Raw genomic sequence first — 12,444 nt, 5'->3', positions numbered from 1 at the left:
CGCGACAACCCATAATAACAAAAGCCCGGCTTCGTGCATCGCGAAGGCGGGCTTTGTCATATCGACGGTTCAAAGCTCAAGCGGGAAAGGGGTGCGTTCCCAGTACTTTTCGATCTCGTAGGTTTTTACCGATTGTTCTTCCCAATCATGGAAAATCTTGGCCAGGGCGGCGCGATCCCCTGCAAGCAGGGCGGGATGGAAGTTTGGCATTCTGGCCATAAAATTTTCGAGCTCTTTTGTTTGGAAATAGTCGGGGTCCTGTTCATTGGAATCCCATAATGCGCGCGCTTTTTCGAAATCACCTTCCGCAGTAGCGACGAACATGCGCTCAAATGCACTGGTTCTATAGGGGAAATGATCAGCCCAGCCGAGCGTATCGGCAAACGTTACGAAATCATCGAATGATACTATTTTTCGTAAGTCAGGGAGAACTTCATCCTCGATCATTTCGCACATGAGGCGAATACTTGCAGGATCGGCGATATCCCAACGGACCCATTCCATTCGGACGCAGTTATCCCAATGTTCGGGGCTCCTGTAATCTTTGTTGAAACTGTAAACTGCTTTTCGGATTTCGGACGTAACACGCACTTTTTCAGCGGCATCAGGATGGTCATTATGATTGATGACTCTATCCGAAGCGGCAAAAAAAATTAACTTTTCGAGTTCTTTCTGTGTGATAAAAAATCCGTGGAATCGCTCGCCGCGCATGCTCGTCCACGGCCCCGCGAAAAGCCTGACGCTTGTGCTTGTCACGAACTGATTTTTAATACTGCTGCGGTCAAGGAATATGCCCTTCAGCATGTGGTGCACCGGCTTGATGATAAGAAATCGTCCCATTAAAACCAGATCTGGGTTATGGGCGAGGACAGGCTGAAGCGCCTTGCGGGCTTGTGAAATCGTTGTCATCGGCCTGGGTTCACTTCCACAATGCGTACTTCAGGCATGGTTTTGAAACGTCGTCTGACGGATTCGTATATTTCTACGGCCCTTGGAACGGTGATACCTCTGTTTCCAGTTTTGAGATCGTAAACACAGACTGTATTGTCATGGAGGACTTTGCCCCGTGTATCTATGCGCATCGCAAATCGAGCTGCTCCTGCAGCATTTTCTGCTCGTGCCGGACATGGTCCGGTGTGCGGTAGGGCAGACCCGAAGCGCGGAGCCAGCCTCTCCAAAGCGAAAATGACATTATTTGCGGCGATCTGGGCCTTTAGGCGGATAATTGGATATTCGGGCGTGTCGGCAATACTCATGAATTGTCTCCTAAAAAGGATAAAATTCCTATAATTCGAAATGGTTGTCAATTAGACCTTGGTCTTAAGAGGTGGTGGAACATCATCGGCCGCATGCCGCCCGACAGTCATTAATCCGCCATAATGGAATGAAATTGCACATCCAATACTTCATGTCAGCGTAGCATCGACGACAGTCCTCACTGGTCTTCACCATCACAATCACGCTATTCAGTGTAAAGGTTGGTGTTTGTTAAGGATGTTCCTGATATTTTTGGAAACCATATCTGCTCTTGCACATTGCGGTGAGCAGCTTGACTGCAGAACTTCCAAGGGTTGGACAAAATATGAAGAAATTCGGATCATCAGCGCTTGATCGCCGCGCATTTCTGAGAGGCGTGGCAACGGCTGGTTTCGCTGCAGCGACGTCAGCGGCTTTCGCGCAGCAGTCTGATATCGGTGAAATTCTTGCTGCTCCCCGCCGCGGCAACTGGGACGATCAGTTCGATGCCCGTTCGAGCAACAAGGGCAAGGTCGCAAGTTTCCAGCCGATCGCAAGTCCAGAAACAGCTTCCTTCATCGAAAGCGCCATCAATACCTACAGCCAGATCGTCAGCAATGGTGGCTGGCCAAGAGTAGATGCAACTGTGAAGTTGCAGCTTGGTGTCATTGATCCGTCCGTCGCTGCCATGCGCAAGCGCCTGATGATCGCCGGCGATCTTTCTGAGAGTGCAGGCCTGTCGAATTCGTTCGATACCTACGTCGATGCCGCCGTAAAGCGTTTCCAGGCGCGTCACGGCCTTCCGGCAGACGGTGTCATGGGCGAGTATTCCCTCGCTGCGATGAATGTTCCGGCCGACATTCGCCTTAACCAGTTGCAGACCAATCTCGAGCGTGTCCGTACTCTTGCCACTACTGATCAGGGCGGGCGCTACGTCATGGTCAATATTCCAGCTGCACAGCTGGAGGCTGTGGAAGGTGCCCGCGTTGTCCAGCGCCACACCGCTATCGTCGGCAAGATTGATCGCCAGACGCCGATCCTCGATTCGAAGATTCACGAAGTCATCCTCAATCCTTACTGGACCGCACCGAAGTCGATCATCCAGAAAGATATCATTCCGCTGATGCGCAAGGATCCGACTTACCTCGAGCGCAACAAGATCCGTCTGTTCGATGAGCGGACCCGCGAGGAAATCGCTCCGGAAACGGTTGACTGGAGCACCGAAGACGCGATGAAGCTGATGTTCCGTCAGGATCCGGGCAAGATCAACGCCATGTCGTCGACGAAGATCAACTTCCCGAATGCTTTCGCGGTTTACATGCACGACACACCGCAGCAGGGCGTATTCAACAAGCTGATGCGCTTCGAGTCTTCCGGGTGCGTTCGTGTGCAGAACGTCCGCGATCTCAATGTCTGGCTCCTGCGCGATACGGCCGGCTGGGACCGCCAGACGATGGAGGCAACCATCAAGACCGGCGTCAATACGCCGATCCAGGTGACCGATCCCGTTCCGCTGCATTTTGTGTATGTCACAGCATGGTCGACGGGCGATGGCGTTGTCCATCTGCGCGACGATATCTACGAGCGCGATGGTCAGGCTGCTCTGTCGATCGGTACGAATACCTGATCGCATGCACTGGACGATATGCTGATACAGACCGCCTTCGGGCGGTCTTTTCATATTTGAATCCCGAAAGGCGGTTTCGGGCTAATGCTTTTCGCGTACCGGCCATTGGCCTTGCCGGTTTAAGTATGATAATGCGCCGCAATTACCTTTGAATTACCCACCGGCAAATGAGGGTCCAGGCACCATGTCGAATGCAAGCGCTTCTGTTGCAGATACCTTTTTCAACGCATCGCTCGAAGAGATCGATCCGGAAATCTTCGGCGCCATCCGCAAGGAGCTGGGCCGCCAGCGTCATGAGATCGAACTGATCGCATCGGAAAACATCGTGTCGCGTGCCGTGCTCGAAGCGCAGGGCTCGATCATGACCAATAAATATGCCGAAGGTTATCCGGGCAAGCGCTACTATGGCGGCTGCCAGTTCGTTGATATCGCAGAAGAATTGGCAATCGAGCGCGCGAAACAGCTTTTCGGCTGCGAGTTTGCCAATGTCCAGCCGAACTCGGGTAGCCAGATGAACCAGGCGGTTTTCCTGGCGCTGCTGCAGCCGGGCGATACGTTCATGGGCCTCGACCTCAATTCCGGTGGTCACCTCACGCATGGCTCTCCGGTCAACATGTCCGGCAAGTGGTTCAAGGTCGTCTCCTATGGCGTGCGCCAGGACGATCATCTGCTTGATATGGATGCGATCGAGAAACAGGCACACGAGACCAAACCCAAACTGATCCTGGCCGGTGGAACTGCCTATTCGCGTATCTGGGATTGGAAGCGTTTCCGCGAAATCGCCGATGCTGTTGGCGCCTATCTGATGGTCGATATGGCGCATATCGCCGGTCTCGTCGCTGCCGGTGTGCACCCGTCGCCGCTTCCGCACGCGCATGTTGTCACCACGACGACCCACAAATCTCTGCGTGGACCGCGTGGTGGCATGATCCTCAGCAATGACCCGGAAATCGCCAAGAAGATGAATTCGGCCGTGTTCCCGGGCCTCCAGGGTGGCCCCCTGATGCACGTCATCGCCGCAAAGGCTGTTGCGTTCGGTGAAGCGCTGAAGCCGGAGTTCAAGACCTACGCCCAGAACGTTGCCGCCAACGCGAAAACGCTGGCCGAAACCTTGAAGAAGAACGGCCTCGACATCGTTTCAGGCGGAACCGACAACCATCTGATGCTGGTCGATCTTCGCCCGAAGAATGCAACCGGCAAGCGCGCTGAAGCGGCGCTCGGCCGCGCCAACATCACCTGCAACAAGAACGGCATTCCCTTCGATCCAGAGAAGCCTTTCGTCACCTCCGGTGTTCGGCTTGGGACGCCTGCGGGAACGACCCGCGGTTTTGGTGCCGCGGAGTTCACCGAAATCGGTGATCTGATTTCTGAAGTGCTCGACGGCTTGAAGGTGGCAAACTCCGATGAGGGCAACGCCGCAGTTGAAAAGGCTGTCCACCAGAAAGTCATTACCCTGACGGATCGCTTCCCGCTTTATCCATATCTGGGGTAAAGTCTGAATACCGACTGATACGGCTTGATTTTACTCGGGCGGAGAAGATTGCGGTGGATCGAACGGTCCGTTCACAATCCTCTCCGCCTGAACGCTTTTATATCTTCGAGAAAGACACTATCTTCGCTCAGATTTGATTACGTTCAGAAAGCCACTCGATGCGTTGCCCCTACTGCCAGTCTGAAGACACTCAGGTGAAAGACTCCCGCCCGGCCGAAGACGGCGCGGTGATCCGGAGGCGGCGTGTCTGTCCGGATTGCGGCGGACGCTTTACTACATTTGAGCGCGTGCAACTGCGCGATCTGCTGGTGATCAAGAAAAGCGGCCGCAAGGTTGCGTTCGATCGCGACAAGCTGATGCGCTCCGTTGAAGTGGCGCTGCGTAAACGCCAGGTTGATCCCGAACGGGTCGAACGCGCCGTTTCGGGCATTGTTCGCCAGCTGGAAAGCTCCGGTGAACCCGAGGTTTCGTCGGATGAAATCGGCCGGTTGGTCATGGATGCCTTGAAGGTCATCGATGACATTGCCTATATTCGCTTCGCTTCCGTCTATCGCAATTTCCGCGAGGCCAAGGACTTCCACGATGTCATCGACGAGATCACCTCCGGTGATATTGTCCCGGATCCGGTCGAGAACCAATGAGCCAAATGACCGGGTCGGAACAGAATGCGCTTGATCGCCGCTTCATGGCCGCGGCTATTCGCCTGTCACGCAGCCATCAGGGGCTGACCGGGACAAACCCCTCCGTCGCCACGTTGATCGTCAAGCACGGCGTGATCGTCGGGCGCGGAGTCACGGCAATTGGCGGACGGCCCCATGCCGAAACGCAGGCCCTGGCTGAAGCGGGTGAACAGGCGCGCGGCGCAACGGCTTACGTTACGCTTGAGCCCTGTGCTCATCATGGCAAGACTCCACCCTGCGCGGATGCCCTGATTACTGCCGGAGTTGCCCGTGTCATCTCTGCCACCAATGATCCCGATGATCGCGTGTCAGGCAAGGGCTATGCCATCTTGCGTGCTGGAGGCATCGAGGTTGAGGAGAACATACTTGGTGCGGTGGCCGCCGATAATCTCGCCGGCTATTTGATTCGTTCTGCGAAGAAACGGCCGGAAGTGACTCTGAAGCTTGCACTTTCCAGCGATGGATTCATCGGCCGGCGAGGCGATGGACAAGTTTCCATCACGGGACCGGTTTCCCGGTCGCAGGTTCATCTGATGCGGGCTGAATCCGATGCGATCTTGGTCGGCATCGGTACAGTACTTGCAGACGATCCGCAGCTGACGTGCCGTTTACCGGGGCTGGAATCCCGTTCGCCGATCCGCGTTGTTCTGGACAGCCGGCTTCGCCTGCCGCTCGATAGCACATTGGTCAGGAGTGCAAGGTCCGTTCCAGTCTGGGTTGCAGGCAGTGCAGCTGCCGAACCCGCAAAACGACAGGCACTCGTGGCAGCGGGTTGCCGGATCCTGGCGACGGAAACCGATTGCGGGGCAACTGCGCTGCCTGAATTGCTCGACGACCTCGCGGCACAGGGCATATCGACCTTGATGGTGGAGGGTGGCGCAACGGTCGCAAGCTCCTTCTTGCAGGAGGGGCTGGTCGATCGCCTTGCACTTTTCGAGGGTCCGATTGCAATTGGCGATAGCGACGGGGTTGCAGTGCCTGAACTCCACTCCCATATCGCCCGTGAATTCAAACTCTTGCGCGAATATCGCTTCGGTGAAGACCGGTACGGCGAATATATCAGGCCTCGCTAAGGAACCACGGATGTTTACGGGAATTGTCACGGATATCGGCAAAATCGGTCAGGTCAAGCCGCTCAATGAAGGCGTGTTGCTGCGCGTTGAAACCAATTACGATCCGGAAACGATCGAGATTGGTGCGTCCATCGCCTGTTCTGGTGTCTGCCTGACGGTTACGACGCTTCCCGAAAAAGGATCGAATGCTCGCTGGTTCGAAGTTGAAGCCTGGGAAGAAGCCCTGCGGCTTACCAGTATTGCGGGTTGGAAATCCGGGACACGCATCAATCTTGAGCGCTCATTGAAGCTGGGCGACGAGATGGGCGGTCATCTCGTCTCCGGGCATATCGACGCCCTGGCGGAAATCATCAAACGTGAGGACGAGGGTGACGCCGTGCGCTTCACCCTGCGTGTGCCGGAGCAGCTTGCACGGTTTATCGCGCAGAAGGGTTCTGTCGCGCTGGACGGCACGTCGCTGACGGTCAACGCCGTCAATGGCAACGAATTCGATGTCCTGCTCATTCGTCATTCGCTTGAGGTGACGACCTGGGGCGACCGCAAGGTCGGCGACAAGGTCAATATCGAAATTGATCAGATGGCGAGATACGCTGCGCGGCTTGCAGAATATCCGAAATCAGCCTAGGACGACAGCCAACGGCGGCGACGCCACCCCATTTCCCTTGGAGCTATCATGTCCAATAATAAGGCGCGTGCGCCACATCTGTTGATCGTGGAAGCGCGATTTTATGAAGATCTGTCGGATGCTTTGTTGAATGGCGCCAAATCGGCGCTTGATGAAGCGAACGCCACCTACGATGTCTTTACGGTTCCCGGAGCCCTGGAGGTTCCGGCGGTTATTTCTTTTGCCCTCGATGCTGCGGTCGAAGGCGGAAAGGAATATGATGGCTATGTGGCGCTCGGTACCGTTATTCGCGGCGAAACCTATCATTTCGACATCGTGGCCAATGAGTCCTGCCGTGCTCTGATGGACCTTGCCGTCAATGAGAGCATTGCGATCGGTAACGGCATCCTGACCGTCGAGAATGAAGAGCAGGCGTGGGTACGTGCGCGTCGCGAAGATAAGGACAAGGGTGGCTTTGCTGCGCGCGCTGCATTGACCATGATCGCCCTTAAGGAAAAGCTTGGAGCCTGAACGAATGCCTTCTCCAAAAGACGGGCAAAGCCCAACCGGGAAAACAGCTAACAAGCGTGGCGTAGCCCGCCTGGCCGCGGTTCAGGCCCTCTATCAGATGGACGTTGCAGGCACAGGCGTTCTGGAGGTCGTGGCAGAATACGAAGCGCATCGCCTCGGCAAGGAAGTCGATGGCAATCAGTATCTGGACGCCGATCCGCAGTGGTTTCGGGCCATCGTTTCCGGCGTTGTAGCTGAGCAAACCCTGCTCGATCCGATGATTCGTCAGGCCTTGACCGAGGACTGGCCACTGTCACGTCTCGATTCGACGCTGCGTGCCATCCTGCGGGCCGGAATCTGGGAATTGAAGGATCGGGCCGACGTGCCGACAGCGGTTATCGTTTCGGAATATGTCGATATCGCCAAAGCCTTTTATTCCGAGGATGAGCCGAAACTGGTCAATGCTGTGCTCGATCGTCTGGCCTTTGAAATTCGCGGCGAAAGCAAGGGCGTCAAAAGCCCACAGCGTTAGCAGTTTTGGTTTCTATTTTGGGTCGCGAGGGCGGTGATGCGTAGGTGGGAATTTCCAGTCGTAAAGCAAAACGGCGCCAGCTATGATGAAGCCAACTACAGGCATATATAGAAGAGAAATGATCTGTAACGTGGTCATTGTCTCATCCTTCTGAGAAAACGGCTTGCAGTAAAATGTAGTGCAAATGCACCTAGAAAACAAACGGTGCTGATAAACAATAACGGCTTTGTAGGACCGAACGGACCGTTTAAGCTGGAAATTAGTGGCGCCAACCCGCCCACAGCAAAAATCGCAATACCGATACTATTGATGAAGGTGGCGAGCAATTTGATCCGCTCGTTGTAAATCAAGTCCACGCGTTGCCTTTCGTGCTCGAATTAGCCCACAATGCTGAGCTATTCCGGTCCAAGCAAGCCCTACTTTCGTCTCGCATTTCACCAAGATGCGAAAGACCTTGACGTTTTCGCATTTGCTTCGCTACTCCTTACACATACGGTCGCATTTCTGCCGGCCTGGCGGATTTCAGTGTGCCGTACCGAACCTGACCCGGGGAGGGGTTTTTCCGGTCAAAATCTGAGGGAGTGGCATGACAATACTGTTTCTGGTCATTGCCTGCGGTCTGCTGTCTATCGTTTACGCCATCTGGGCCACCAAATCGGTGCTCGCGGCGGACCAGGGCAATGCGCGCATGCAAGAAATCGCCGGTGCAATCCGCGAGGGCGCACAGGCTTATCTTACACGGCAGTACACCACGATCGCCATGGTCGGCGTTGTGGTATTCATCGCCGTCTGGTTCCTTCTGACGGGAACGGCGGCGATAGGCTTTATGATCGGTGCCGTTCTTTCGGGGCTAGCCGGTTTTATCGGCATGCATGTTTCCGTGCGAGCGAATGTCCGCACGGCGCAGGCCGCTTCCCGAAGTCTTGCCGCCGGCCTTGAAATTGCTTTCAAATCAGGCGCCATCACCGGCATGCTGGTCGCCGGCCTCGCACTGCTTGGCGTGTCGGTCTACTACGGGGTTCTGACCGGCCCGATGGGCTATGGGCCCGCTGATCGTACGGTGATCGACGCTCTGGTCTCCCTTGGCTTTGGTGCTTCCCTCATTTCCATTTTCGCGCGCCTTGGCGGCGGCATCTTTACCAAGGGCGCCGACGTTGGCGGCGATCTCGTTGGCAAAGTCGAGGCCGGAATTCCGGAGGACGATCCACGCAATCCTGCAACGATTGCAGACAATGTCGGCGACAATGTCGGCGACTGCGCTGGTATGGCCGCCGACTTGTTTGAAACCTATGCGGTCACGATCGTTGCCACAATGGTTCTCGCCGGCATCTTCTTTGCTGCGGCGCCAAACCTTGCCACAGTCATGCTCTATCCGCTGGCTATCTGCGGCGCCTGCATCATCACCTCGATTGCCGGCACATTCTTCGTCAAGCTTGGCGCTAATAACTCGATCATGGGAGCGCTCTACAAAGGCCTGATCGTGACAGGGCTCCTGTCGATCCTTGGCCTTGGTGCGGCAACATCGATGACAATCGGATGGGGCGAGATTGGAACCGTGGCGGGTCAGTCCATTACCGGAAGCAACCTCTTCCTCTGCGGTCTCATCGGCCTCGTCGTGACCGGCTTGATTGTGGTGATCACCGAATATTATACCGGCACCAACAAACGCCCGGTCAATTCGATCGCCCAGGCATCGATTACCGGTCATGGTACCAACGTGATCCAGGGCCTCGCGGTATCACTTGAATCGACTGCGCTTCCGGCACTGGTCATTGTTGGTGGGATTATCTCGACCTACCAGCTTGCCGGACTGTTCGGCACAGGCATTGCCGTTACAGCCATGCTCGGCATCGCCGGCATGATCGTTGCGCTTGATGCCTTCGGACCGGTCACCGACAATGCCGGCGGCATTGCCGAAATGGCGGGTCTCGATCCGGAAGTACGCAAGTCCACCGATGCGCTTGACGCAGTGGGTAACACCACCAAAGCTGTCACAAAGGGCTACGCGATCGGTTCTGCCGGTCTCGGCGCGCTGGTGCTGTTTGCAGCTTACGCCAACGATCTGCAGTTCTTCATCAGCGAAGCCAACAAGGAGGGCGCGACCGCATTCTCCTATTTCAAGGGGATCGGTGCCGTTTCCTTTGAACTGTCCAACCCCTATGTCGTGGCAGGCCTGATCTTCGGCGGTCTCATTCCTTACCTCTTCGGCGGTATCGCGATGACTGCCGTTGGCCGCGCGGCGGGTTCCGTGGTCGAAGAAGTAAGGCGGCAGTTCCGTGAAAAACCCGGCATCATGCTGGGTACTGAGCGGCCGGACTACGCGCGGGCGGTTGATATCCTGACCCGTGCAGCGATCAAGGAAATGGTTGTTCCATCGCTGCTGCCGGTTCTGGCGCCTATCGTCGTGTATTTTGGCGTTCTGCTGATTTCCGGATCCAAGGCTTCCGCCTTTGCGGCACTCGGTGCTTCGCTGCTCGGTGTCATCATCAATGGCATCTTCGTTGCCATTTCGATGACGTCGGGAGGCGGTGCCTGGGACAACGCGAAGAAGTCCTTCGAGGATGGCTTTGTCGGCAAGGATGGAACGCGTCACATGAAGGGCTCGGAAGCGCACAAGGCCTCCGTCACCGGTGACACAGTGGGTGATCCCTACAAGGATACGGCAGGACCGGCTGTCAATCCAGCGATCAAGATCACCAACATTGTGGCCTTGCTCTTGCTAGCCGTGCTTGCGCACTGACTGCAGTCAGCATTGCAACAAAAAACCCACGAACCAGGTTCGTGGGTTTTTTGTATTGGAAGCCTGTTATTGCTGTGGAGCGCCACCGCCGCCAAGCGAAGAAGGTGCCTTGCCGACACCGGCCAGCAACTGACCGAGGAAGGAAAGATCCTTGCCGCCCGTCGGTGTGGTACGCGAGATGAAGTCGAATACCTTGCCGTCCTGCAATCCATAGTTGGAAATGCTGGAGACCTTGCTGTCCTTGTCAAAATAGACTGCCAGGATACGGCGTTCCGTCACTTTCGGCTGCATGAAGGCGACGGTACGGTGCCGCTTCTGTGAAATGTAATAGAAAACTTCATTGTCGAAGGTCGCGGTCGTCGATGGACTGCCCAGCGACAGCATGACCTGTTCGCGGCTGGAGCCCACCGGGACGAACTCAAGTGCCTTCTCGTCAAGCACATAACCTTGTGTGAGCGTCTCTGATGGATTGAGGTTGGCGGTATTACAGCCAGCAAGCCCTGCGGCCAAAAGAAGGGTTCCAGCGAGAAGGTATTCCCGGGAACGAACGGTCTTGAAAATCCGCTGCAGCAACGACATCTCCATTTCAAACTGGGCGCAAGTCTTTCGCTGCCCGCAGAACTTCGGTAAACCACCTTGAAGTCCGATGCAACACGCGACATGTGTTGCGTGCCAGACCCAAGTGAAAGCTCAACTCTATGATTCTCAGTCTATTTAGCCGCAAGGCCAAAGCAAATGAGGCGATTACAATTGCCCTCTACGATGCGATCGTGGCAGCGGCGCGGCAGCCGTACTTTTATTCTGACCTTGATGTGCCGGATTCGCCATTGGGCCGCTATGAAATGCTCTCGCTGCACGTTTTCCTGTTCATGCGCCGTATCAAGGGCCGGACCCCGGCGTTGAAATCGATCGGACAGGAAGTGACGGACGAATTCTTCCGGGATGTCGATCATTCCCTGCGTGAACTTGGCATTGGAGACTCGGGCGTTCCGAAACGCATGAAGAAGCTGGCGCGCATGTTTTACGGGCGGATCGAATCCTATGACAAGGCACTTGCTAGCAATGATTATTCGGCACTGGTTGCGGCGCTCGCCCGCAATGTGCGTCCCGACAGCGAAAACTGGCCCGGGGCATCTGCCCTTGGAAATTATGTTCTGCAGGCGAGCCGGCACCTTGAAGACCAATCAGATGATATGATTGCGAGCGGCAAGGTGACGTTTCCCGAAGCCGGCGCTGCAGCTTTGGAGGAGGAGGTCTGATGACAAGGAATTTGGATGGAGCGTTGAGCTTTCCCGTTTCGATTCAGCGACTCCCGCAAAAGGGTCTCACCATCAAGATTGACGCAGACAACAAGGAGCGCGTGGCACTGCGCGACTTTCACCAACTGCAGGACGTCAAGTCCTTCAAGGCTGACCTGCAGATTGTCCCGTGGAAGAAGGATGGCATTCGTGTTCGCGGCGTGGTCAAGGCAGAGATCGTCCAGTCGTGTATTGTGACGCTGGAACCGATCGATGCAAAAGTCGAGGCGGAGATCGATACGCTCTTTGTTCCGGAAAATTCGCGGCTTGCACGCTTGCCTCTCGATGAGAATGGCGAACTGATCATCAGCGCTGAAGGTCCAGACATACCGGAGACATTTTCCGGCGATACGCTGGATGCCGGCGCGATTGCCGAGGAATTCTTCGAGCTTGCGATTGATCCCTATCCACGCAAGGAGGGGGTAGAGGCGGTTCCTCCGGTCGTCGTGACCTATGGAAACGCCGATGAGGATGCCGAGAAACCTGCAAACCCCTTCGCTGCTCTGAAGGATTGGAAACAGAAAACTTGATCGGATGCACATCCTGCGAGTAGATGCATGAAAGATGGTCGGCAGACCCCGTGGATAATTGTTAGAGGGACGAGGTTTTCACGACAATTCAGCTCAGCGATCGGACAGGCGGGCAGAATTCA

At 55.7% G+C, this 12,444-nt stretch carries 13 protein-coding genes; 10 read left to right on the top strand and 3 right to left on the bottom strand.

The genetic code is table 11. The features are described from left to right. Positions 1 to 69: 69 nt before the first annotated feature. Both BLM14_RS11020 and BLM14_RS31025 read right to left on the bottom strand, forming a co-directional pair. Positions 70 to 909 (bottom strand): hypothetical protein, encoded by an 840-nt coding sequence (locus BLM14_RS11020; protein ID WP_099999400.1) that lies wholly within the window; start codon positions 907 to 909, stop codon positions 70 to 72. Continuing rightward, on the bottom strand, positions 906 to 1,256 hold the full coding sequence (locus BLM14_RS31025; RefSeq protein WP_133123844.1) for a hypothetical protein: 351 nt from the start codon (positions 1,254 to 1,256) through the stop codon (positions 906 to 908). Before BLM14_RS31025 ends, BLM14_RS11020 begins: the two co-directional genes overlap by 4 nt. A 326-nt stretch (positions 1,257 to 1,582) precedes the next feature. On the opposite strand from BLM14_RS31025, the gene BLM14_RS11015 reads away from it, so the two are divergent. The 8 genes from BLM14_RS11015 to BLM14_RS10975 all read left to right on the top strand — a co-directional run bounded on the left by BLM14_RS11015 (position 1,583) and on the right by BLM14_RS10975 (position 10,494). Beyond that, on the top strand, positions 1,583 to 2,863 hold the full coding sequence (locus tag BLM14_RS11015) for a L,D-transpeptidase family protein (protein ID WP_099999399.1): 1,281 nt from the start codon (positions 1,583 to 1,585) through the stop codon (positions 2,861 to 2,863). Positions 2,864 to 3,047: 184 nt separating this feature from the next. Beyond that, positions 3,048 to 4,355 (top strand): serine hydroxymethyltransferase, encoded by a 1,308-nt coding sequence (gene glyA / locus BLM14_RS11010; RefSeq protein ID WP_099999398.1) that lies wholly within the window; start codon positions 3,048 to 3,050, stop codon positions 4,353 to 4,355. Between the two features lie 158 nt (positions 4,356 to 4,513). Beyond that, positions 4,514 to 4,996, top strand: coding sequence for a transcriptional regulator NrdR (gene nrdR / locus BLM14_RS11005; RefSeq protein ID WP_099999397.1), 483 nt, complete (start codon positions 4,514 to 4,516; stop codon positions 4,994 to 4,996). Then, positions 4,993 to 6,108: a bifunctional diaminohydroxyphosphoribosylaminopyrimidine deaminase/5-amino-6-(5-phosphoribosylamino)uracil reductase RibD gene (gene ribD, locus BLM14_RS11000; RefSeq protein WP_418314178.1), complete on the top strand. Its 1,116-nt coding sequence runs from the start codon at positions 4,993 to 4,995 to the stop codon at positions 6,106 to 6,108. Before nrdR ends, ribD begins: the two co-directional genes overlap by 4 nt. Before the next feature lie 10 nt (positions 6,109 to 6,118). Continuing rightward, positions 6,119 to 6,733 (top strand): riboflavin synthase, encoded by a 615-nt coding sequence (locus BLM14_RS10995; protein ID WP_099999396.1) that lies wholly within the window; start codon positions 6,119 to 6,121, stop codon positions 6,731 to 6,733. A 48-nt stretch (positions 6,734 to 6,781) separates the two neighbouring features. Further along, positions 6,782 to 7,243, top strand: a complete 462-nt coding sequence (locus BLM14_RS10990) for a 6,7-dimethyl-8-ribityllumazine synthase (protein ID WP_099999395.1) — start codon at positions 6,782 to 6,784, stop codon at positions 7,241 to 7,243. A 4-nt stretch (positions 7,244 to 7,247) separates the two neighbouring features. Continuing rightward, positions 7,248 to 7,754, top strand: coding sequence for a transcription antitermination factor NusB (gene nusB, locus BLM14_RS10985; protein WP_099999394.1), 507 nt, complete (start codon positions 7,248 to 7,250; stop codon positions 7,752 to 7,754). A 586-nt stretch (positions 7,755 to 8,340) separates the two neighbouring features. Continuing rightward, a complete protein-coding gene (locus BLM14_RS10975; RefSeq protein ID WP_099999392.1) occupies positions 8,341 to 10,494 on the top strand; it encodes a sodium-translocating pyrophosphatase in 2,154 nt (717 codons plus the stop codon). 66 nt (positions 10,495 to 10,560) lie between these two features. Here BLM14_RS10975 and BLM14_RS10970 read toward each other — a convergent pair whose 3' ends face one another. Beyond that, positions 10,561 to 11,067, bottom strand: a complete 507-nt coding sequence (locus tag BLM14_RS10970; protein ID WP_100001213.1) for an outer membrane protein assembly factor BamE — start codon at positions 11,065 to 11,067, stop codon at positions 10,561 to 10,563. A 125-nt stretch (positions 11,068 to 11,192) separates the two neighbouring features. On the opposite strand from BLM14_RS10970, the gene BLM14_RS10965 reads away from it, so the two are divergent. Continuing rightward, positions 11,193 to 11,753, top strand: a complete 561-nt coding sequence (locus tag BLM14_RS10965) for a ubiquinol-cytochrome C chaperone family protein (RefSeq protein ID WP_099999391.1) — start codon at positions 11,193 to 11,195, stop codon at positions 11,751 to 11,753. Then, positions 11,753 to 12,322 (top strand): YceD family protein, encoded by a 570-nt coding sequence (locus BLM14_RS10960; RefSeq protein WP_099999390.1) that lies wholly within the window; start codon positions 11,753 to 11,755, stop codon positions 12,320 to 12,322. Before BLM14_RS10965 ends, BLM14_RS10960 begins: the two co-directional genes overlap by 1 nt. Positions 12,323 to 12,444 lie beyond the last annotated feature (122 nt).

The organism is Phyllobacterium zundukense, assembly GCF_002764115.1.
In the GTDB taxonomy this organism is placed as follows: Bacteria; Pseudomonadota; Alphaproteobacteria; order Rhizobiales; family Rhizobiaceae; genus Phyllobacterium; species Phyllobacterium zundukense.
This window is presented reverse-complemented; position numbering and strand designations above follow the sequence as displayed.